Genomic DNA, 23,503 nt, shown 5'->3' on the forward strand with positions numbered 1-23,503 from the left:
CTGCGTTTCATTAACGTGGGGGCTATTTTACGCTTACCATCCATATCGTTGTCGCCCGTTAATACCTGAGCGTGATATTCGAAAGGCTCACTGCCTTTCCAAAGTTTCCGCAACTCAAGGTCAGTTGACTCCATGAGACGGCGACTGACATCACGGGCCATACCCTTTTGATTGACGTACACTGATGACAGGTCGTACATAGTTAGAAGACTTAAAAATGCTTCACGATCAACGAGTGTACTGGACTTAAACCGAGACCAAGCATGAGCATCTTGATACAGTCTCATGATCTCGAGATTATATAGAAGTAAGCAGCGATTAATCACTTCATCCAGTGCCTTTGTATGAGGCAGAATCCCAAGGTATAACCGTCGGTCCATAGTTGGTTTACTAGTTGCATAGAACGACTCTCCGGGTTTGTATCCCGCAGAAGGATATCGTCGAGCTCTTCGTACGTACAAATGATTAATATGCCGTTCATACGCTTCGATTGTTGCAGTTGCTGCAATCACTTTCGGTAAGTGAGAGGGCTTGTGGCCAAAAATCCTTGAGAATTCCTGTAGTGCTCCTTCATAATGCCCGTCAAGGGCACCTAGTTCCTCTTTCAAAAGGTGAAGCTCATCCTGAATAAGTAAAGCAGGGACAGGATCGTAGAAGGGCTCCCGTAGATTTCGAACAATCTCCTGGTATGTCTTGGTGCTTTTCGCTTTTTCATCGCATGATTTCCATTCATCGTACGCCCCAACGATACACCGATCCGAAAAATATCCGTGCTTTGAGCACCTTCCGTTAACTTGGCCAAATAAGTGTGAAAATTCCCTATACCGACTCAGTATCGATAACTTGTCAACGGTACCGCAAATGACGGACGGAACAAATCGATAAATTTCGGAATCCGTCGTATAAACTGGGACAACACCTTGTAACATGGGGCTCTTTGCCACAAAACAACCTGGATTGACACATCTGTGCTCTATTAGCCACTGGCGCTCATTAAACTCGAGATTCAGCTTCATGCCGCAATGCGGGCAACGATGTAACAACATCCTTTTTTGCTTCGACCGCTCGGATGAGAAATAACGATCTTTGGACTTTTTGGACAAAAAGTTATCTGTGTTGCCACTACCAGCAAAGAAACCGATCGAAAAAACATCTCCAGAGAGTTCCGCGCATTGTTCACGGTATTCTTCCGCATAAATCAATATCCGTGCCAATCGGTCCAGTTGCTGTTTAGACAACATGCGGAGAGGAAACCGTATCCACGCTGAGCACCCAACTTTCTTCCCTCGCAGTCGGTCGTAAAATAAAGAGGTCGTAATTACGCCTAGATAGGCCTCTGTTTTACCGCCACCAGTCGGGAACCACAGCACGTCGGCAAACTCGTTTGATGAAATGATCTCATCCCTTCTCGGATCCGAATCCAGTACTTCACGCGCCAACAAGCTGGGGAGTATACGTACGATAAAGACAATCTGGAACAGCCGCCATGAAACATATCTACCTGCACCTGCTCGCGCAAACACTTCATTCATCATTGTGAATGCACGCATCAAGCGCGAGTCACGTTCCAGTGCATAAATTCCGAGATCGAATGAAGCAATTTCCGCTTCAAATTCCTCTAAGTCTCTTTTGCAACTGGTGACCTCAGCATCTGTACGAAGAGGCTGATCGATATCCCCCTTGTTCAGGATAAAGGTGGTCCATGCCTCTCTATATGCTTTCATGTCTTGCGAAATTTTAGATAAATTTTTGATTACTTGGCCTGGCACTGTCAAGTCATCAAACAAGACTGAATAATCCTCACGGGTCCGGTAGTGAGTCTGAAAGTAGGCTGGAATTGTCTCTGTTCGTAGGACCACACCAGACGATGACTGATCCCGAACGCCGACGCAATTTACACCACGGACATCAAACCTTTTGTCCGTCCGGTAATCATCAGGTGCCCCGTCAAATTCATAGGGAACATGCTGACCGTCTATCAACGTAACGTTCATCTGACAATCAAAAAACTCTGAGGGGTGTCCCGTTACAGGTACCCCAGAATTCGGAGGGGAGGTTGGCGTCACATTGATCAAAGTAACAGAAATCCGATTCAAAATCTGCCCTTGTCTGTCACGATATTCACGTGGGTCTATATTAATGGAGGCATTCCAATTTGGAAACATACTACTGTCAGTCTTGACTTGATGAAGATAGGATACGAATTCCATCTCACTGTGTGGAATATGTTCCATGGGAACAGCCCCGGTATGTTGAATAAGCTCTGGTTTTACGCAGAATACATCGCCCCAAGATTGGCAACCACTAGTCGCCGCATTAATTACTTCCAACAGATCTATCGTCTGCGATTCCGAAATACCGCAGTCAACTTTCACTTTGATACCGTTAAACCTAACGTCCACGCGCCGGTACTTTTCCAGCAATACAAGTCCCTTTTGATGCTCCGGAATAACGTCCTCATCGGTATTGCCCATTTCTATAGGCTCCTCGTCAGCCGCATCATCCCCCGACTCAAGCAATTCAACCTCGTTCGCAGGCGCCTGTTTCATCAAGTGCTCCAAATATGGAAGTTGCTCCTCGTAAGTTGGAAAAACCCTTACGAAGAGAGTGAAAACACCCGATATCAGAAGACTGACAACACCATTTTCGGGATGAACCAAGAACTCGATTCCTTGATTAACATTTCGTGCGATACTAAGGTATTGTGGTTGAGGGTCGACGTTTAGCGTGTTCTCCTCAGGTAAACGGCGTATAAAATCGTCAGACGGAAACAAAACGCCTGCAAAAATGCGGCGTTTTGGCTCTTCGCCAATTATCTCTGGTGAATTACGTCCTAATAAACCATCGCATACCACCTGGTGCAGATGATTAACCAGCGCAATTTCATCCGTAGCGGACGGCTTGTTATCCATGTTTAATTAACCCCCTTGACAACAGAGTATCGATTTCGGAATCCGAAAATCCGAAATTAGTGAATCTCGATTGCACTTCGTACACCTTATCCCGCTCCACCAATTGAATCCTGTGTAAATCAATTACTTCAATAACATCATCCACCGGGATTCGTATCCCTTCACCAAGGTCAATCCATGATTCTCCTGGAATGCTCTCTAATCCACGCGTTGCTTGTTGGATGATTAGCTTTCCAAGCTGTTTACCAAGCTGAATATGTATGGTCCATAGCCTTCTCATAGCAGCATAGATCTGTCTGTCCCTTCCAATAAATCGTTCATCTTCTGTAAGCTGTGCAATTGCACGAACATTCACTTCATCCCTAACAGACGTAACCTCACCCGTCATCCAAGTCTTGACGGTCAGCCAGTGTACTCCCGTCCCACCGGCCGCTCGTACATTAGCGGCGATTTTCTCATAAGTGTTTTTTCGCGAATATGAACCTTGGGAAAACTTCGCCCAAACACTCCGGAGCATCTCTTTCCACTCATCTAGGTTGTTTTGTAACCACATCATAGTCATCGTGTTTGAGGCTGATTCCAACACTGCCTGAAATAACTCGTGACGCTCGGATTGTTTAACGCGAACCCATATATATCCAGCTTGAATTTCGAGTGGGGTCATTTCCTCTACCTCATTGCCTCCGGCCTTGATCACCCTTAAAGGTAGCCCATCCGCGATAAAAAAATTGTACGCGTTGTTGTTGCTTAACGATGTCGACTTTAATCGTAAGCAAGATACACTTTCATCCAATGTATCGCTTTCATTCGAAAAAGCGAGTGGGCTTCTTGTGTGCTGATCTTCGATGGCATCTTCATGATCGGACAAAACAAGTTCTCTCAGCACTTCTACGCCAATTATCGGAGATAGACTCAAGTGTGGGTTCGTTCTTGACTCAGCAGATTTGAACTCTCGTCCAACGGGAGAGACCGAATACGTCTTTGTGTCGATGTTAAGACCACCTGATAAAGACGTGGAAGTTCCGGTCGTAGAATCGAGTGAAAACAACTCGGATAAGGAATTAAACATCGCCTCAATAACCTGATTGTCGACTTCAAATCTCTGCGTTAACTGTTGACGTGCTATAGCTTCCTCATACGTCGCGGAGACCATGAACAGGCTTGAACCCTTAGGGATGTAAAAGGAACCAACATATTTCCGACGCCAAACACCAGAGAGGAGCCAAGTTCTTGGGATTTCAGCAGGCTTTTGATAAATCGTTCTCAGTTGTTCCTTGGCTAGCGTACTCTGAGTCAGGACGCTAATGTCTTTGAGGTCATTCAATGAAAATCTCCCTCTAGACCGCAACCAAAATTTCAATTCTGAAGCATTTGCGTCATCTCCTACCACCACTATTGCGCGACGATTGCCCCCCAATTGTTCCATTAGGGTATTCTCAAGCACTTCACCCCGTGCACTGGATTTGTGGTTACGAAGTATTTGATAGATTTGCTCAACATGGCCAACCAACTCAGGCACCAAAAATCGAATGATGGCTCTTTCCTCAGGATCGTCTGACCATATTTTCTTCGCAGATTCAATACGGTCAAGAAGTGTTTTTTCACCTTGTGCCCTCTTCGTTCGCTCGTACCACTCTACCGGTACTGTTAACGACAGCAAATCAAGAAGCACCCAATATAAAAATTCAACGGATCTCGGTCTTTTGGGAAAAGTGCTATTGATCCGACTGATTAGGCCAAAAGTGGTCTTCAGCAATGCTTCGAACCCATCTCCGAAATCGAAACGGCACATATGCAAATCTGGATTCCTGTCTAACAAAAAAGGTAACGAGCCCTGTAGGCTTAAAGATGCCGTAACAGGGTCAACCTCAGCATCGTCCAAACCCAGATCCACCATGTCGTCCAAAACATTAATACTATGCAAATCTACAGGGAGCACATAGGGAAACTGGTGTACCCCGACTTTGAAAGTATCATCGTACCGGGGAGTAATCGCAATTACGTGGTCAGCCATTTGATTGGCCCATGCTAGTATTTCTACGAATCGCTTGCGATGTCTAAATGGGAGTAAATCCAATATCATGACCGCAGGCTTTTGGGTTAGCCTTTGAGGAAGCTCATGACGATACGCGCGAAACAAGCCCAGCCATGGTAGCGAACCGTCCACCATATCTCGAGACGTTCTAGACTTTGAAGTACTCCCGTTTTGCAACGGCCTGAATTCTCCGGCCTCCAACGAGAAAACTGGTATGTAGTCGTGTAGAAAGGCACCGTTTACGTTGGCGCGCCAAATACTTGATGCGACCTCAATATTATCAGTGACGATTAAAACACCCGTCTCTGGTTCAAATCGGCCAAATTCGTAGTTTGCCAAAGAAGAACTTACATGGCTCATTATTAAGTGGTAAGCCAATAGAAGTGCATAACTGTGAGAGTATGGTGGTAAACCCAAAACCCAGTTACCAGCGTGCGGAACCACTCGCGATTTAAGATAGGCTTTCAGGGAAAATGTTAATACAAAATTATCGAGGCCGGTTAGCGACACCGGAGAATCGATAGGAGGCAAACTTGTGTCATGGCTGAGCAAACTTTCTCTTATACAGTACTTAGGGTGAGTCAACATCCCTCTCCCGAAGTCAAGCTGCGAGAAATCCACAATATTTGCCCAGTCACCGCGGTGCTCACGGTGCAAAAGCGGCGGTGGTTGAATGTTTTGTACGGCTTTGGATCTATCGAATCGATAAGCGTTTCCCGTCATGGTTACGCTCCTTAAAATCATCTTTGGACGGAGGAAGGATGAAAAACTCCTTCAATATCGAACGCGTTCGGTACCGTCCTTACTGATCATCATTCAATGTCCTGAAAGAACAGTTACGCTAACCCGAAACCTTATCCTATTAAACCGAGATTCTCTCCACGAGACTTTACCGTAGGAGTGAGCAGTATCTCTACAAGGGTTCGACACAAGAACTGGAAAACCTTCAGAAGATACTCCGTTGTCTTTACAACATTTGCTCGGCTCCGCTGGTGATGTTCATACTCATTGGTTGAGTCCCGTCCTTAAGCGTTTGGATTTGTGTTTCAGCGTGTTCCAGAATCAACCCGGAACATGCTACATAATATACCTGACGATTTCCCCTGTAGTTCACGCTCTTTGTACTCCATCCGTAGAAGTTGCAGTGTTACGCCTTTATGGCGCAGTTCCTGGTGAACGGATGCAAAGTCGGGCTCAGGCCGGGCAGCGGGGCGGCTCTGCAGCTTGTCGTACCAAGCCGTTTCGAGTTGCCGGTCATCCAGGTGGGCGGGAAGCGGCTAAGGGATGTCTGCCGCTTGAAACCGACCGATGAATTTTGCTCACGCCGCTTCGGGACATACCGAGGCTTCGCCCAGTGGCACGCTCACTTAAAGCAGCATCGTGAAACAGGCGAAGAACGTCGCGAATCTTGTACATGGGGCCCTCCGTTTGGCCATGCAGGCTGTCACTCCTCTCGCTGAAAGGCATGTCCCGAGTGAGATGGATCCTCCTGCAAAGGTGCCAGACTGGGGTTCCTTCACTGTCATTCGCAGCCATATAGTTCGCCTACCAGATTGGTAGAGCGGCAAGCACTTGGAGGTCCTTGCCGCTCGTCTTCTTCAGGCATCTTTATATTTGGGGTGAATAACAATCTGGCCCACGTTATTCGTGATCGGGGTGTTAGCCGTGCAGTAGAACTCTCCGCTGTTCTGTTGAACGAACAGCCAGCCAATCTGCTCATCGAACGCTCCGGCCTGACCAAGGGCGAAGTGTTGCCCCTCGTCATCAAAGATGTGACAGTCCCGAATGGCCTGGTTGCTTGCAGGTGCCTGAGCCACCAAGACGGCGCCATCAGTGAAAATGAATGTACAATTGGCTTGCGGAAAATCGAATTGAATCTGGCCGTCCATGTAGAAGTGAGGGTCACCTTGAATCTGATAGGTATGCTTGCACTTAGCCTGTGGTGTTGGTTCAATCGTCAAGGATTGCCCACCCCAAGTAAACTTCCAATCATCCGCCAATACTGTATTCACATCGATACGTTGAGCCACAAGCCTTACCCCCTATTCTTCAATGATCTGGCCACTTCGTGGCTGACGTAAGACGATAACGCTGCACCAACTAACGCACCGACTTGTCCAGCAATCATAGCTCCGATGAAGCCACCTGCTGCACCGCCCACTGTCGCTCCAACCACTGCATCCTTCTTTTGAGGTGTCATACTGCTCTCCTTTTCTGTCCGACGTATGATTGCTGTCCATATTCTATTACCGCCCATTTCGTTTGTCAAATTTTTAACTATATGCTAGTGAAAAAAGTAACTACAAGTTATCGGTCGATTGTGGTAAAATGATTAAAAACGGTGATTTTGAGGAGACGGATGTATGTCACTAGGCTCACGGATCGAAGAAAAGCGGAAGGGAAAAGGTCTATCTCAAGAAAGCCTGGGAACCTTGGTAGGTGTTAGCGCTGCATTTATCAGTCAAATAGAAACAGGCAAAAGGAATCCATCGTATGGCTTGCTGCAAAAGATCAGTGTTGAACTGGACGTACCGCTGGAATACCTTGTCGGCGGTGATATGCAAGCATTTGAAGACCCAAACACTAAATTGATTGCATCTATGATCCGGTCACTTGAAGCGGGTCAGAAGAAGCAGTTAGTTGATTACATACATTTTCTAACGGGTACGAAACGATATTTCGACCTTCCGTTTCTCGAGACTGCTGTTGAGCATGCACAGTACCTTTTACGACACTATCGAATCAATGAACCACCCATCGATCCGTTTCAACTGGCTACCCAAATAGGCGTAGAAATCGTGGAGTCACAAAATGAATTGGAGTATGAAGGTGCTCTGTATAAAGGTGGCGAGAAGCCAATTATCGTTTTAAGCAAGGGGTATAAACCTCGACAAAAGTTCACGGTTGCTCTGTTATTAGGACACGTCGTCATTCCGTGGCATGTAAAGAGTACATTCTACAGAGAAAGGTACAAACGGTCTTTAGAGGAAGAAAATATGTTTGCAATCGAGGCAAGAGAATTTGCTGGTGAATTGTTGGTTCCCACGGGGCTCTTGAAACGCGAGTTGAAATCCATAAACACTGGGATAGAAGGTTTTGAATGGCTTGCTGAGGAACGCTTTGGAAGCTCCCTGGTGGTGATTGGCCAAAAATATCAGCAATCTCACGGTAAGACATCAGCGTTTGTGACAGCAAACGGTATCAGCATCAATCGAAAATACGAAGCTGGATTTCCTTATCCGATTGTGGATCATCTTCAAGACGGGTCATTGGCTTTCGAACTTATGCATAACCCCCCTAGTTCAAAACAAATAAAAAAAGGATTCGTGTCCTGCAAAGCATGGGTGAAAAATCCTCCCAAGTCGTTCAAAATATATGAAGAAACATTGTTCGACCCTGCATTCGGATTCGCTGTAACATTTCTTCAGCTCAAATAATGTGATCTAAGCTGTTTTTCGCAAGCAGAAAGTGCAGAGAATCCTGGCCTGTTCCTGCCTTATCTGGTGATAAATCTATCTTTTTTATATTCCCTTTTCACTGTGTTAGAATTTCGACATTGACAGTATCGTTCCCTTGAAGGACGGCGAGAACCGTGTGGCACGACAATGAAACGGATCGTGATTTTCTTAATTTCACTGATGTCACCGACACAGTGGCAGAAATTATCGTACAAGCTCAAGGTCGACCGATTTCTATAGGTGTTTCAGGAGCATGGGGTGTTGGTAAATCTTCCATGCTAAAATTCATCCGTCAAGCTCTTGAGCGGCACGGTGATCGTTTTGTATTTGTCGAATTCAACGCTTGGCTTTATCAGGGATATGACGACGCGCGAGCTGCCTTGCTCGAAGTAATCGCCAATAAGCTCGACGAGGAAGCTCAGAGTCGGCAAACGGCGCTTGACGAAGTAAAAGAACTACTCAAGCGAGTAAACTGGCTCAGGGTCGCGAAATTCGCAGGCGGACTAGCCATGTCCCTCGGCTTAGGGTTACCTCCCGTTGGGCTGGCAGGAGAAATATATCAAATTGGAGCAAAAGTGTTAGCCGGAAAAGCCGACGCTCAAACAATAGGGCAAGTGAATGAAGTAATGTATAATACGGGTGAAGACATTCACGGACTGCTTAGACCCGAAAGTAACTTCTCCCCTCCCAAAGAGATTAACGCAATACGAGATTATTTTCAGAGAACACTTGCTGAATTGGCAGTAAAATTAGTAGTACTCATTGACGACCTTGACCGTTGCCTTCCGCCAACAACGATCTCCACCCTTGAAGCCATTCGCTTGTTTCTCTTCATGAAAGACACCGCATTCGTAATTGCCGCTGACGACACTATGATAAAACACGCGGTTCGCAGCCACTTTGCGAATGTGAATGAGTCAGCAGTTGTCAATTACTTCGACAAGCTCATTCAAGTGCCCATTCGCGTGCCACCCTTAGGTACTCAAGAGGTTCGTGCGTATATGATGCTGCTGTTCATCGAAAACAGTAGCATTCCAGACACGGACAAGGAAGAAATACGTACCAAAGTGTGTAATCAACTCACGGAGACTTGGAAAGGCAAGCGAGTTGATCGAGCATTCATTGAATCCATTTATAGCAACTTACCTGACGAACTAGAATCGCGATTGGATACCGCTGAGCGACTTGCGCCACTCATGACTACCGCGTCGCAGATATTGGGGAATCCCCGTCTCATTAAGCGATTCATGAATACTCTATCGATCCGCATGGCAATGGCTAAATCACGAAACATAAGTATAGATGAAGCGGTATTGGCAAAAATGCTTCTCTTCGAACGTTGTGCGTCTCCTGATGCCTATAACGTCCTGATTAGCTCCATTAATAATGATAATGAAGGTAAGGCCCGACTATTGGGTGACTGGGAGCGAAGAGCATTAGCCGGTGATGAACTGCAACTTAGCCAGCCTTGGGATGATCAATTTATCCGGGAATGGCTGACCATCACCCCACGCATAGCAGACATTGACCTACGCGGCGTACTGTATGTAAGCAGAGAACATGCTCCACTAATTACACCAGAAGACCAAATGTCCTCCGAAGGGGTCGAGGTGTTAGCGGCAATACTAGAACATCCGGATATGGCAGCAGAAATGCAGGAACGGTTGGCTCACCTCCCGCGACGTGATTTGGGCATCATCATGGATCGCGTATTGGAACGTTCCCGAGAAGTACAAGAGTGGGGCACGCCGCCGATACTAAATGCGTGTCTCGCACTTGTGACTGCGGACCCGAGCCAAGGTGCAAGATTGGCGGCATTTTTACGTGATCGACCACCTGGTCAAATCAAGCCAAGTATTGTGCCCAAGATCGGTGATCAATCTTGGGCACCGAGTGTCTTCAGCAGTTGGCAATCGACAAATGTCTCTGGACCAGTCAAACAAGCGATAGAACGGGAGGTGGGTACACGTGGGCACCTCTAAATCCTCTATGGGACCAGGATCCGGTGTTCCTCTTGTTCCTCCCTGGGTGCCGGATCCGACCCCTCCGTCCGACGGAGACAACCCGAATCCAGAGGATCACGACGGGTTAACACTAACCAATCCGGATCCCCGTGCAGACGATCTTGCCCCAATAGCACGTTTCAGATCAGCCCGTACAAATTTGGGCAGGTTCGCCCAAACCGGCTCTCGTGACAATATGCGTCGAGGACTGGGACAATATGTCCATAAAGGACTAGGCGGTGCCGGAACTGCATCGCGCCGCATGGAGAACACAGCGCGAACAGCCGCTGCCTTGTACACTGCTCTTTCATCATTGTCTACAGGACAATTCACGATATCTGGGAGAGAGTTCGACGCGGCAATCCTTACCGGCCGCTCAGCTGCTGAGGTAATGGATGCACTGGTTGAAGCCGTACGACCAGTAGACGGCACACAGGACTCCGAGGCCAGCCGACATGCGATACGCAATTCTATGTCTGAGATGCTCGATCGATTCCCAGAAGCAAATCCGGTAGAACTGTCTGAAGTTCAACGTATGTTCATTATTGAGCGGTACGTAGCCCTTGATATCTATGACCGATTCGTACTCGATGTAGGAAAGGCGGTGCAAGACAAGGCACCTAACCCGTCGACGGCACTTTCAAGGTTGAAGGATATCAAGGATTATATTAAGGAGATTGTTTCCGCACGCTTCCGTGCCACGAGAGCATCTGGCCAATCACTCGGATCTCAGCGTATAGTTGACGTAGTTCGTAATGTGCTAAAAGAAACCTTTGGCGTCTTTGAGGAGTATGTTCAATGAAGAGGATTATTGCCGTGCCAGAGAATAACCTGTTTGCAGCCGATCTTTCTAACGATCACAACGACCTTGAAATCGTTCTGTATGGGCGTAGGTCCGAATTGACTCAAGCATCCGTAGGTGCTGCTATTCAACATATCGTTCAACGTAACCGCTTAAATCCAGCACCGCGTGCCTGGGATCTTTTATCTATCGTGCTTTCTGTTATCACTGCGGACATGCATGTACTTCGAAGTGAGAGTCCCGATGGTTGGACTAGGGAGATTGAATTGTGTGTCTCCGTAAGTGATCCTGAATTCTGGATGAGTCAACAAAAACTTCTCGAAGAACAGTTGCAGTTTTTGACTACCGACGTGTGGAAACTTTCTTTCGTGAAATGCAGTCTTCCATTACTACCTGCGAGCCAAATTTTTAAGCCAGATCAGGATTGTATCGTACTCCTTTCTGGCGGTCTTGATAGTCTAATCGGTGCCATTGACCTCGTAGCACTAGATAAACACCCGTATGCTGTCAGCCAAGTTGCCCAAGGTGATACGAACCAACAGAGGCTATTCGCCTCCAGGATTGGCGGTGGCCTAGCACACCTTCAACTGAATCACAACGCCAAATGTCGAGGACCACACGAGCGGTCTCAACGCCCACGTTCCCTAGCCTTCCTTGCCTATGGAGTACTTCTGGCCACGGCTCTGAAACGGTACGAAGAAGATGCAAACGTAAACCTATATATCTGCGAAAATGGGTTTATCTCTATTAATCCACCGCTAACCGTATCACGCCTTGGTAGCCTAAGTACTAGAACCACTCATCCGTACTTCCTCCAACTATTTCAAGAACTCCTCTCCAATGCAGAGCTAAGAGTCACGATCGCGAACCCTTATCAATTTATCACGAAGGGTGAAATGCTCCTCGGTTGTAAGGACCAATCCCTTTTACACCAGCACGCTCACGAAAGCACAAGTTGCGGTCGTTATGCGCGGAATGGTTATAAACACTGCGGTCGTTGCGTACCATGCCTCATTAGAAGAGCAGCCTTTCATAAGTGGGATATTGACGACCATACTGATTATGTCTACGAAGATCTATCTATACCTGACAGGAATCATGCCGAGTACGATGATGTCCGGGCGGCAGCAATGGCTGTTCAGTCTGTCCAATCAGTTGGTCTGGAAAATTGGGCTGGTCCAGCACTAAGTTCGGCTATTTTACACCAAGCCGATCCGTATAAAAGTATGGTTCAACGAGGGCTGGATGAGTTAGCTGCATTTCTGAAGACGGTGGGAGTAGCATGATCGACTTACATTGTCATCTTGATCTCTATCCCGAACCATCTCTCATAGCCAAGGAATGTGCATCCCGTGGCTTAAACGTACTGTCCGTAACGACTACTCCCAGTGCGTGGAACGGAACAAACGCCATAGCACAAAGGCGGACGAAAACTGCGCTTGGCCTACACCCTCAGTTGGCCAATGAACGATACGGAGAACTTGAACTTTTCGACGAACTCCTACCTCGAGTTCCTTACATTGGGGAGATTGGCCTTGATGGGTCTAAGAACTATCGTCAACATTGGAACAAGCAGTTAACCGTGTTCAACCATATCCTCGACTCGTGTGTCAAGGCAGGCGGTCGAATAATGTCAATTCACAGCCGCCGAGCCGCACCAACAGTACTCGATTGCATTGAAAACTTCGCAGATGCGGGTATACCCATTCTTCATTGGTTTTCCGGAAGTACTCGTGATCTCCAACGTGCCATTGATATGGGGTGCTGGTTTAGTGTCGGCCCACCCATGCTATTTACAGCCAAGGGCAAAGACCTCGTTACTCGAATACCACGATCGCGGGTAATCCCTGAATCCGATGGTCCATTCGCCGAACATAACGGTCAACCTTTACTCCCGTGGCATACAGCGATGGTTTACAGAGAGTTATCGAATCTTTGGTCCGTTGCATTTGAAACCGTGGACGAGTTACTGACTGAGAACTTCGTGACCTTAATTGGCCATCATGAGTTTTAGCTTGCGCGGCGAGTGCGTCCCTCCATAGTGAGGCCGGCTGACCTTACCCTTACCCTGTCAGTCTGATCGTATGGGGTTCGGTTCGAGGAAGAATGATTGTATTCCGCGAGATGGAACAACGAACAGATTGCTTCATCGTAGAAAGATGCTGGTGCCGCTCAACGACTCCGAATCCGAGATTTCCTGCTTTCCCTCCATCTTCCTCCAATGGAGTAATATATGGACTCGGCATCAGTGACAGGTCCATATATTACTCCATTCCCGTATATTGCCACTCGTAGCCCCGCAGGGCTACGAGTAGCCTATGGACAAAAGGATTGGCCGGTTGAACCTGCGGGCGATGCGGAACGCTTCGTCGCACCAAGGGTACCAGTCGACCGGATTGTGGGCGTGTTGCAGGAGGTATGGGGATTTTTCGTGGATGAGGCGGTTTGTGAATTTGTGACTCTGCGAATTGTTAGTCATACGCATTTTTCACCTCTGGATTCATTTCCCTTCAGTATACACTGACAATGGGATATCTACTCGTAAGTACAAAATAATCTGGCAGGACGGAAATATCCATAGACTCCTATACAGCACAGGTTTTGCAGGCAGATATAACCCCTCCAACAGACTCCATCGAACGGAATGTAGACCCAAAGAATCCGCCCACAAAAGGACTCTAACTCCAACGAATAGAATCCACATACATCCGCTCAGAGGAAAAAACCCTTAAGATATTGCGAAGACAGGTCGTCTATTTTGGATCTATCTTCGACGTTTTGATGTCGCGTGAAATGGCGGGTGGGAAGGCTGTTCTGGTTGCAACAATAGAGTCGAGAAGATTTCCCTTCACTTATAATGCTTGATTTTATCAATTATTATTTTTATCATTTACTCTGGAGGCGGTGTTCTAATGCAACCTGTAGCTGAAATCCGCGAATTCATGCAGTCTCTTTTTCGGCATGTTGGTATGTTGAATAAGGACAGTGCTGAATGCGATGATTTATCGGTCATTCAAAGCCAAATCATCTACGAACTCGGTAAGCATGATGGATTTTCCCTCATGGATTTGTCCAACTGCTTACTCATTGAATCCAGCAGCCTTAGTCGCCATGTACAATCACTCGTGGAACGTGCTCTCGTAAGTCGATATCCCGATCCGAAAGATCGCCGCTATGTCGTTCTGTCCTTAACTCCTGCAGGGGTAAAGACAAGAGAAAGTGTATCTAGGGTAATCGACGAGCGAGTAGAGCAGGTGTGGAATGCTATACCTTTGGATGAACGTGAAAATGTTCTAAGATGCGTTCACGTCCTCTCTAAAGCAATTACGGAAACTTTTTCTTGAAAAATGTTTTATGTTTTTTTACTTTGTCATATAGTTGACTTTATCAATTATTGCTATACACAATGAAAAGAGGCGGTAAAATGAGCTACATACTAACTTTGAACGGTGCATTAGCTGGCATTTCCGGAACATTACTGATGGATATAGCAAGTGTTCTCGGCGGAAAATTGGGCGTAGTAGTCAAGCCTAGCACCAGATTCATTGGAAGATGGATCGCTTATTTTTTCTTCGGTAAGTTCAAACATAATGACATTCGACGTTCTGAAGCAAAACCATATGAATGTCAACTCGGAGTTATCACCCACTACCTGATCGGTGTAGCATTGGGTGTGATATTCATTACCTTGATTCCACTTGATCCTTTCAGTACGAAAAATCTAGCGGTCGGCCTGATATACGGCTTGCTGACCTGCGTGCTCGCTTGGTTTCTAATGATGCCTTCTTTCGGATTCGGATGGTTTGGACTCAAGGGGCCAAAAGAAGCTAAGATAATGCGAACCAGCATATACAATCATCTCTTTTTTGGTCTTGGCATCGCAGTCTGGTTCAATATTCTAGCGTTCATTAGACTTTAGGCACCCACAAAACAGGGAGGCCACACACGGCCTCCCTCCCGCATTTACGCACTCATTTTATGACACTCGTCCGCGCACTTCTTGCATTCTGTCGCACATGCCTGAAAATGTTCATTCAGATGCTTCGAGCATTCCGCCACACAGGCATCGCAAATCGTTGCACAAAGCTGGCAGACCTGTTTCGCGAACTGGCTGTCTCTCGTCATGAAAGACTCTGCCATTCTACAGATGTCCGCACAATCGCGACACATTTAGATGCACTTTCGCATCCCGGACATATCCATGCGGCAACAGTTAGTCACGCAATTTTCACAGGCCTCGTGACAACGATGACATCCCTCTATGCAAGCTTGGAACTTAATCGTAGTGGTCATTGCCATGACAAAATCACTCCTTTTAGAGAATTTATAATTATGGCCAATGTGCCCACCAAAAGCGGAAACATCCAACTGTCAATTCAGGTCGTTCTTCATCCGTTCAAAGGTTTCCCAGTTAATTTCGCCTTTCGCATACCGTTCCCTCAAAATGTCCAACGCTTCTCTATATGCGAGGACTGAAATCCAGAAAACGCCGAAGTACGGCGAGTAGCACGAATAACAAAATAAGCGACAAGACCACTAACTGCTGCAACGAGGACAAGCCACATCAGCATTCCAATGCCCATGAACCCCATCATGCCCATCATGTGCTGCATTCCTCCATTTCCCCAGTTCATCATGGTTAAAACACCTCCCCACACCTGTACTCCTAAGTATACAGCCATCCCATTTTGTCGATTGTGAAAAAACACTTAATCAATGGCAACAGCCGCAAGCGTCCTCGACGCCGCGTGCTTCTTGAATTGCTTCAATGCCCTCTTTTATCACGAAGTACACCAATACCAAACCCGCCAACGCATTCAGCCACCACCAGCCAACCAAAGCGGTAAGAACCAATCCGACAATTAGAGTCCAGCCATGTACGCACACACGATGCTACATGAGCCATCGGCCCGAAGTGCTTTACTACCAATCTGAGTACCGATAGTGGCGATAGGTGCCGGGATTGCCGCCCGTTCACCATGACCATGACCATGACCATGACCACGGTGGAGTGTTTCACTCTCATGCGCCCACTGGTCAAATGAATAAGGCATTTTTTCTGACACCGCTGATACTCGTCGTCGAAGTCATGGGTGGCATATTGTCGCACAGTCTTGCACTCTTGTAAGATGCAGGCCACGTTCTGACGGAAATTGCGGCAATCGCACTATCATGGTTCGCGCTGAAGCAATCTGAAAAACCACCGAGTGAAAAGATGACTTTTGGGTATCACCGTTCAGGCATTCTAGCCGCCCTGATTAACGGAATTACGCTCATAGCCATTACGCTCATTATCCTCTGGGAAGCGTACAGCAGATTTCAGCATCCAGAGCATGTCACGACAACTTAGATGTTCATTAGTGCAGGTCTCGGACTGCTCATAAGTTTATATCTGGGTCTTGGAATGCTCCATGAGGAAAACCTGAACGTGAAGAGTGCCGTCCTGCACATGCTTAGAGATGCGGAGGCTTCCGCTGGTGTCATTGTCGGCGGAATTATAATCCTGTTCGCGCATTGGTACGTGATTGACCCGATATTGAGTATCCTTGTCGCAATTCTCATTGCCTTCGGTGCGTGGCGGATCGTGAAACAGACGGTTGGTATCCTCATGGAAGGAACACCAAAAGGAATCGAGATCGATAACATTTTGAAAACGATCCGCAGTGTCAGTGGGATTCAGGACGTACACGATGTCCATGTATGGAGCATCACGAGCGGGAGGAACGCTCTGTCGTGCCACGCGATTCTGGATGGTGGAATGACCATCAGGGAAAGCCAGAACATTCTACGAAAACTGGAATATGAACTGGCGCACAAAAATATCGGCCACATCACGGTTCAAACAGAAAATGGCGAACATCCTCACGAGGATTCAGTGCTTTGTACAGATGAAGAGTCTGAGCATAATCACCAGCACTGCAAGAGGGCCGTGTGGCCTATTTTTTCATTCTAACTCTGCTCAAAGTTCAGCGATCGCACAGGTCGAACACCAAACTCCTGTCTCATCGGCACAGAGCCAAGAAGCTGTCACAATGCGGCGTAGTTATCCGACTCGACGAGCAGATGGAAAACGTGATCAGGCGCACCGTTCACTGCAAAATGGACTTTCACGCCCAGCTCCTCACAATGTTACGAGATTGTCGGCACGAATTCTTGCATAGCAGTTCTGACTTCCTCGTTATACATCGCACACTGATCAGCACTGTGTCTGGCGGTGACGTGGAATAGGATGGTGATCCACTCCCTTTGACTATTTTGAACCTATGCCTCTCTTGCGCCCTCGCTCCCCCTGCCCCTTATCCCACCTCTCCAACCGTTGTTCAAGCGTTGCCCCATGCTAAAACTCGATAACTTGTGCCTTTTTCCTTACTTACGGTGATATGTCAGATGACGTGACAAGCACTGCATATCGACAAGTCGGCTTAGTGTTCAATCGTATTGAATGCTACTCGTGGATGATATTCGGCCCAACGTAACGGTCTGTCCAGTGCTTTGCCTGCCCTTCGGTACGCTCCTTGGTTCGTTTGGCGGTGATGACCAAATCCCGCCATCGTTCCCACCGATTCTGGGGTCTTCAACATCGTAACCGTGATCCCGAAAATACAGAGCCGGTAGGCGTTCAAATTCGGTCAACGTCAGTTTCAATATAGGACTCTGAAGGATTTCTACGTCTGGACGTTTTGCAGGGAAAGTTCAGATGTTCGATTGGTCCTTCTTTTAGTTGTCACCTCTTGTTTTCGAGGATTTTCGTTTTCGCGAAGACTTAGTGTGGTAATTGCTTTAACTATGACAGACAGTGCAATAATGCAACTTAACTCCATGCATAAACTGTGAGGGATGGCAATTAGCATGAAGTTTCGACAACCCCCAACATGATTCGATGGGAATATCTTATACGCAGTGGCCCGCATATCCTTTTCCTCGAAATCGGTCAATGACCATCACCACACCCCGTAAAAACGTCTAGCGATACACCTTGAGAACTGTGCAAAAAGTGTGCGTCACAAGGAGTCCGGGTAAGCGGACTCCCTACACCAGTTTGTCGTTCGCCAACCACGCCATATCAACCGTCTAAATACCGTAATCCGTGGCAATTCTCAGCCGTCCATCGTATACCGGGGTACCTTCCAATACAGTGACATAGTGTGTTTCAAACAGCGTCAGACGAACTCTAGAACGGTTCTGAACGGCATGTTGCCTTATATAATCTACTCCGTCGCTCTGACGAAAACCCATCTGAAAAACCTTATGTAGATCCGTTGCCTCACGTAGCTGACCACAGGCTATGCAATAGACAATGTTGAATAGTTCCATACACCCTTCCTCTACTTTATTGTTGGCCATATACCCGTGGTCACTGGTCGCATTTTACACATCAGATGCTTCTTTAAACTGAGTGATATTAGCCGCAGCCCAAGATCTCGTTTACGAGGTCAACATAGTGGATCTACTCATAAATGCCATATCAACCGCAAGTTCCGGTAACCCAATACCGGCGCAAGAAGTATAGTATGAAATGGACAAGACGGTATATGTTAACCATTTCGTCATGGGGCAGATTTACGCGACAAACTGACGATTTCGGTATACACTAGGACTGTAACCAGTACAAACGAGGTGGTTTACATGGAGAAATACTACACTCACCGACAGGATGTTGTTCGGTCGGGATACATGAGCAAAGTCTACGGGTGGATGTTTCTAGCACTTATGATCACGGCCGCGATGTCGATTATAACGCTCGGCTCACCGATGCTGGCGACCGTTGCCGTGCGTGGATTCTGGGTTCTGTTTCTTGTTGAAATTGGCATCGTCTTTTGGCTCTCGGCACGGGTTACCAAGATGCGGCCTGGAACGGCGACGTTGTGGTTCATTGTTTACGCGGCTCTGAATGGTGTTGTTCTAACGCCGATTGTCTTTCACTATACGGGTGCAACTGTCGCTTTGGCATTCGGGGTGGCGGCGTTGTCGTTTGGTGTGATGAGCATCTTTGGAGCCGTGACAAAGACTGATTTGACGCGCATCGGTAGCATTGCGTTTATGGGGCTCATCGGAATCCTCATTGCGTCGCTCGCGAACATGTTTCTACACTCGTCGGGGATGAACTGGTTCATTTCCTACGCGGGTGTCGTGGTGTTCACATTATTGACTGCATGGGACACGCAGCGAATTCGAAATAACTCATTTTATCAACGCTATTCAGTGATGGGATCGTTGACGTTGTATCTGGATTTCATCAACATCTTCCTGTTCCTCCTGTCCATCTTCGGCGGTGGTGGCGGACGTAGGAATTAAATCAGTTGGAACACGGATGAGCCGGACATCATCTCATCGTAATGCGAGTAACAGTTCACTTTGACGGACGAATCACTGGGTGACCAGTGATTCTTTTATGCGCTTTGGTAACCGTCAAAGCACAGCCTTTGCACTGTTAATGGAGGGGTAGCAAGGTCAGAACATTCAATCCCCACCGTACTTGCCGCGAGGATTTCTGGCCTGTTGGTATTTTGTATTCCTATTTCAGGATTTTGCATAATACCGATTTGGTTCGTGTCCTACACCCTATCTGGTGTGGCTGGAATTAGAACCACACCAGATAGGAATCTGATGAATTCTGCAAAGTCCTCATTTAACAACGATCGCCAGAACCATGATGTTCATCTCTAGGCCAGTAGCCAATAGACATTCCCTTGGACGATATCGATTTCAATCGGCCATTGGCTACCTTTTTGGTGGATAACCTAGAGTTCTTTTCTAGTAGCGTTGGAACTGCAGGAGCATTTCTTCTTGTGACGCTTATGTTGGTTGTTTAACGCTAACACATCCTCATTCGAGTCACCATTGCGTCCTCAGTGGCTATCACGATTATTTCCAATTGGGATAATGGCGAGGAATCTGTGGGCAGGGGATGTCTTGCTTGGCCCGTCCTCATTCTGATCTGGACCATAATCGTTGGTGCTCCCCTTGGTGCTCACTTTGGGAAACAAGTCAGAATAAAGTGGCCACAGATCATACTGGCACTACTCATTTTGACCACGTGAGTAAAAGTATGGATCCACTTGTTTTTATGATGATGCATTACCATCACTTCAACTTTACTCGCTCCTTCCCGTTAGCGTGAACTTGTGTGCGATTAGGGGTTCCTATGCTAAACTTACAAATCGAGGAGTTGACATGTCTTTGTAATGTTTAGGTTCCCAGACTCCCGCTCTAGTGCTAGGAATTGTGCATCAACATAACGGAGTACTGATCCCCGAAGACGTCCTTTCAGTTCAAACTTATCAAGGAATTTCGCATGTCTTGCGTAACGTGTTTTAGTTTTATAAGTTCGTGTCCCTTCTCCATGCACTTCTACCCTGAAGCGAGTCAAGATTCACCGTATGCACTGCGGCTGTCTGTCCGGGAGGATCAAGACGGCGTTCCCCCTCTATCTCAACATCCCTGTCGCGGTAGATTTTGCCCTCGCAGTTCCGAGGAGGGATTCTCTCGCCCATCGATATGCTAGTCGCAACCCAATAGTTACAAAGACAAATGAGAGTTTACGTGCTGTGCTCAACAAGTTGAGCAGTATGTCAGGTGTGTTCTCATTGTTAAAATCCGAAAATAATTTTCACTCGTAATTAGACTAGTCGAACACCCCCCTAAATCGACAGTAAGTGCAATTTAGAGGTGGTAAGGTGACGATACGGTGTGTAGATATGAGGGTTGTCAATATGTTTAAGCGTTTCTATCGTGGAATAAAGCTGAGAGTCTGCCCATCAAACGAAGAAAGAAAGGAGTCAGAACACATCTGCCACTCCCGCTCTCGGAATCTGTCTGCCAGGTCAGTCGAACGACGATTCTACATGTAGTGCGGATGGACGCAGTGCAATGTCATCCACGGGGAAGCATGATCGTAAGCCGAGTCAAAATCAATGACGCCGAAAAACGAAGGCTTAGCTGGTCACTATGGCATGCGAAAATCTGAATATCATCGAAATCGTTTTTCGAAGATACACCGCACGGTTCTATGACACATTCTTATGACCTGCAAGGATGAACTACGAAAGGGATCTACCTGGACGAATTGCGAATGGTCACTAGAAGCCATTCAATGGCGATATAAGCCTTCATACCGTCATTAAGAAGGCAGATTGGTTAGATATTGAGTCACACGTTTTCATTGATCTGTGGAAACGCTTTACTGAAACGAATATTTACTCTCACGGGAGGAACCAAACTTGAAACGGTTACTATGGATCGTCTCGTTTATGCTACTTGGAACCTTATTTGTACATTCTGCATATGCCACGGCCAATTCCAATTCTCAAACAGTGTCGGCGAGTCGGGAAGCTAGCTATCTGGAAAAAGCCTTTCAAGTGACCAACGCGCATGCCACGGGATTTGTAATACATGATTTCAGCACAGTCAATCACAGTTACTTGCCGTCAGCAACTACCCAACGTCTAGCCATTGATGTCGCGAGCAGATTGGGACTTACGGATTTACGGGGGAAAGCGCAAATTAAAGAAGGGGAGCATCTCTTCGAATTAAGTGGAAAGTGGCCACAAATGGAGGTTTTGGTCGTTGTGAGCAGCTTGAATCATACTGCTATGGGCCATTTAGACCTGCAAAATGACACAACAGTAGTGATTCGAGCGGTATCTAATACCGACTCCCTGAAGTCGTTGCCGTTACGGATGAACTCCATTGTAAACGCCTTGTCCGAATCGCACATTACCCCACAAATTGATGCTTACATCCATGGCACACTTCCTAGTGAGTTGACTCAAACCCAGACTGCCAAGGTGGTTGCACACGCTCTCACAAGTGTAGACGCTCACCGAGTAGAGGCCCTTCAAACCAAGGACATAACCAGTGTATCTGCATATTCTCCCGAGGACTCTTTATACATCGTAACCCGTCAAAACAAGATGAATTTACAGGTTGCACTCCACTATGATTCGAACCAAAGAAATACGAATGTTTATGTTGGTGTTCCGTTTATCACTGACAATTACTGAGCAAAATGAGATCCAGCCGTATGTCAGCGGATCGCGGCCAATATCAAATACAAGCCGTTGCTCAGTTTGACCACATCGCCAACAACGGCCAATGCAATTTCCCGCATCAAAACCTCTTGCTCCTGCTCATCCTTTGCTCGAATGAAAATTGCATTTCCAGGATTTATTTGTTCAATGGAATGTGACAATGTACCAATAAGAGCGTAAATCTGATTCGGATTACTCATGCCGGTTCACCCAGTTTCGAAGCGGAGAATGCGTCTTTTTGGAAGTCTCAAGAACCGGGGTATGCCTTACAATTTGAATCATTCTTTCTTCGTCGCGAATAATTGGCACAATGGCAAAAGCGATACGCCCATCATCATAGTTTTTCCTCATGTAATGATATCTCTTAACGCCAAGTCCTCGTGTCAACTCGAACAAGATCGCCTGCCGTTGTCCAAAGTTGTCAAGGGTCACTCTGAAGTGCTGGTGCTTCGGTTTTACAATCACCGCCATCCCTTCCGTTGTGAGCATTTCCTGGCCCCGTTCGATGCCAACTCTATTGGATACAAACATGTCGTCAACGTACAACTCATGATTGCGAATATGGATCTGTGCGACTGTCACGTCCGCTAAATCAGCGATAATCTGACCTTTCGTCATGCGAGACAATAGGACGAACACACAGATCCCACCAGCAATTCCTGCGATAACTCGTGATAACGGAGAGTTATGTTCCATCACTTCCATAATCACGCCGATGACGAGTGCTACACTAAGTGCGGAGTAGTTTCTGGCTTCAAACGTTTTTGCAATCCCATCAATGTAGGCGTGTCCTCGGTGCGTATACTCGACATCTTCCAACAAGAGCAAACTCTTCTGCTCCAATTGGCGAACTGCTTGGAACTGTCGAATGGCGAGGGCCAGAAATGTCACAGCCGTAAAGTTCCCCGTTATGACTGCTGGAACCATCACCGCTCCTAATAATGCCGCCACAAAACCTAAAACCGCCTGGTTCAGATATCCATTTGGAAACGTTGGATATTGCCGATAGTCTTCCCGGAGCGTGGCAATGCGGCTCAATGTCCCGCAGATGATCGCCGTGATAATTTCAACGAGATGTGGAGTGGAAAGTAATTGTGAACGCACTTGACGCATCCTTCCAGAATTCTTGTAAGACAGTATTCCCACAAATGACAACAACATGCCAAAAACTCCACTCACCCAGCGTGAAGAGGATCAAGCTTGGAATGCCCATCCTCCGATTCCACTATTTCGCCAATGCAAGTCTGATAGCAACGTGATAGG

17 protein-coding genes and 2 pseudogenes are annotated in these 23,503 nt (G+C 47.0%); 10 read left to right on the forward strand and 9 right to left on the reverse strand.

What is annotated here, in order from left to right; translation table 11 throughout:
• The 3 genes from AYW79_RS04220 to AYW79_RS04230 all read right to left on the reverse strand — a co-directional run.
• Positions 1–2,912, reverse strand: a 2,912-nt coding sequence (locus tag AYW79_RS04220; protein WP_067562065.1) for a DEAD/DEAH box helicase family protein, incomplete at its 3' end; no start/stop codon positions are given.
• Positions 2,905–5,670, reverse strand: a complete 2,766-nt coding sequence (locus AYW79_RS04225; protein ID WP_067562068.1) for a DrmE family protein — start codon at positions 5,668–5,670, stop codon at positions 2,905–2,907. The genes AYW79_RS04220 and AYW79_RS04225, both read right to left, overlap by 8 nt.
• 875 nt (positions 5,671–6,545) lie before the next feature.
• Positions 6,546–6,977: a hypothetical protein gene (locus AYW79_RS04230; RefSeq protein WP_067562071.1), complete on the reverse strand. Its 432-nt coding sequence runs from the start codon at positions 6,975–6,977 to the stop codon at positions 6,546–6,548.
• Positions 6,978–7,310: 333 nt separating this feature from the next.
• On the opposite strand from AYW79_RS04230, the gene AYW79_RS04235 reads away from it, so the two are divergent.
• The 5 genes from AYW79_RS04235 to qatD all read left to right on the forward strand — a co-directional run bounded on the left by AYW79_RS04235 (position 7,311) and on the right by qatD (position 13,224).
• Positions 7,311–8,384, forward strand: coding sequence for a helix-turn-helix domain-containing protein (locus AYW79_RS04235; protein WP_067562073.1), 1,074 nt, complete (start codon positions 7,311–7,313; stop codon positions 8,382–8,384).
• 155 nt (positions 8,385–8,539) lie between these two features.
• On the forward strand, positions 8,540–10,387 hold the full coding sequence (locus AYW79_RS04240) for a KAP family P-loop NTPase fold protein (protein ID WP_067562076.1): 1,848 nt from the start codon (positions 8,540–8,542) through the stop codon (positions 10,385–10,387).
• Positions 10,374–11,210 (forward strand): Qat anti-phage system associated protein QatB, encoded by an 837-nt coding sequence (qatB, locus tag AYW79_RS04245; RefSeq protein ID WP_067562079.1) that lies wholly within the window; start codon positions 10,374–10,376, stop codon positions 11,208–11,210. Before AYW79_RS04240 ends, qatB begins: the two co-directional genes overlap by 14 nt.
• A complete protein-coding gene (gene qatC, locus AYW79_RS04250; RefSeq protein ID WP_082806780.1) occupies positions 11,207–12,496 on the forward strand; it encodes a Qat anti-phage system QueC-like protein QatC in 1,290 nt (429 codons plus the stop codon). The genes qatB and qatC overlap by 4 nt, the downstream gene beginning before the upstream one ends.
• Complete coding sequence (gene qatD / locus AYW79_RS16350; protein ID WP_067562081.1) at positions 12,493–13,224, forward strand: Qat anti-phage system TatD family nuclease QatD; 732 nt, start codon at positions 12,493–12,495, stop codon at positions 13,222–13,224. The genes qatC and qatD overlap by 4 nt, the downstream gene beginning before the upstream one ends.
• 294 nt (positions 13,225–13,518) lie before the next feature.
• Here qatD and AYW79_RS15125 read toward each other — a convergent pair.
• Positions 13,519–13,689: pseudogene (locus AYW79_RS15125) on the reverse strand (DUF255 domain-containing protein); the annotation flags it as partial.
• A gap of 433 nt (positions 13,690–14,122) precedes the next feature.
• Here AYW79_RS15125 and AYW79_RS04260 point away from each other — a divergent pair.
• Complete coding sequence (locus AYW79_RS04260) at positions 14,123–14,554, forward strand: MarR family winged helix-turn-helix transcriptional regulator (RefSeq protein WP_067562083.1); 432 nt, start codon at positions 14,123–14,125, stop codon at positions 14,552–14,554.
• A gap of 80 nt (positions 14,555–14,634) precedes the next feature.
• Complete coding sequence (locus AYW79_RS04265) at positions 14,635–15,129, forward strand: DUF2938 family protein (protein WP_067562086.1); 495 nt, start codon at positions 14,635–14,637, stop codon at positions 15,127–15,129.
• A gap of 44 nt (positions 15,130–15,173) precedes the next feature.
• Here the strand turns inward: AYW79_RS04265 and AYW79_RS16455 are convergent, their stop codons facing one another.
• The 3 genes from AYW79_RS16455 to AYW79_RS16050 all read right to left on the reverse strand — a co-directional run bounded on the left by AYW79_RS16455 (position 15,174) and on the right by AYW79_RS16050 (position 15,847).
• A complete protein-coding gene (locus AYW79_RS16455; RefSeq protein WP_335583212.1) occupies positions 15,174–15,380 on the reverse strand; it encodes a four-helix bundle copper-binding protein in 207 nt (68 codons plus the stop codon).
• Positions 15,381–15,581: 201 nt separating this feature from the next.
• Positions 15,582–15,662: an SHOCT domain-containing protein gene (locus AYW79_RS16355; protein ID WP_418251479.1), complete on the reverse strand. Its 81-nt coding sequence runs from the start codon at positions 15,660–15,662 to the stop codon at positions 15,582–15,584.
• Entirely contained in the window at positions 15,650–15,847 is a 198-nt protein-coding gene (locus tag AYW79_RS16050; protein ID WP_067562089.1) for a hypothetical protein, read from the reverse strand. Before AYW79_RS16050 ends, AYW79_RS16355 begins: the two co-directional genes overlap by 13 nt.
• A 503-nt stretch (positions 15,848–16,350) precedes the next feature.
• Between AYW79_RS16050 and AYW79_RS04275 the strand changes: the two are divergent.
• The 3 genes and pseudogenes from AYW79_RS04275 to AYW79_RS04290 form a co-directional block, all read left to right on the forward strand.
• Positions 16,351–17,163 (forward strand): annotated as a pseudogene (locus AYW79_RS04275) (cation diffusion facilitator family transporter); the annotation flags it as partial.
• Between the two features lie 1,673 nt (positions 17,164–18,836).
• Positions 18,837–19,505, forward strand: a complete 669-nt coding sequence (locus AYW79_RS04285) for a Bax inhibitor-1/YccA family protein (RefSeq protein WP_067562095.1) — start codon at positions 18,837–18,839, stop codon at positions 19,503–19,505.
• Between the two features lie 1,925 nt (positions 19,506–21,430).
• Positions 21,431–22,213 (forward strand): YwmB family TATA-box binding protein, encoded by a 783-nt coding sequence (locus AYW79_RS04290; protein ID WP_067562098.1) that lies wholly within the window; start codon positions 21,431–21,433, stop codon positions 22,211–22,213.
• 23 nt (positions 22,214–22,236) lie between these two features.
• Here AYW79_RS04290 and AYW79_RS04295 read toward each other — a convergent pair whose 3' ends face one another.
• Both AYW79_RS04295 and AYW79_RS04300 read right to left on the reverse strand, forming a co-directional pair.
• Positions 22,237–22,440, reverse strand: a complete 204-nt coding sequence (locus AYW79_RS04295) for a capping complex subunit for YIEGIA (RefSeq protein WP_067562100.1) — start codon at positions 22,438–22,440, stop codon at positions 22,237–22,239.
• Positions 22,433–23,401, reverse strand: coding sequence for a YIEGIA domain-containing protein (locus tag AYW79_RS04300; protein WP_231877883.1), 969 nt, complete (start codon positions 23,399–23,401; stop codon positions 22,433–22,435). The genes AYW79_RS04295 and AYW79_RS04300 overlap by 8 nt, the downstream gene beginning before the upstream one ends.
• Positions 23,402–23,503: the final 102 nt, after the last annotated feature.

Origin of the sequence: Ferroacidibacillus organovorans (assembly GCF_001642725.1) — a bacterium.
GTDB lineage: Bacteria > Bacillota > Bacilli > Alicyclobacillales > SLC66 > Ferroacidibacillus > Ferroacidibacillus organovorans.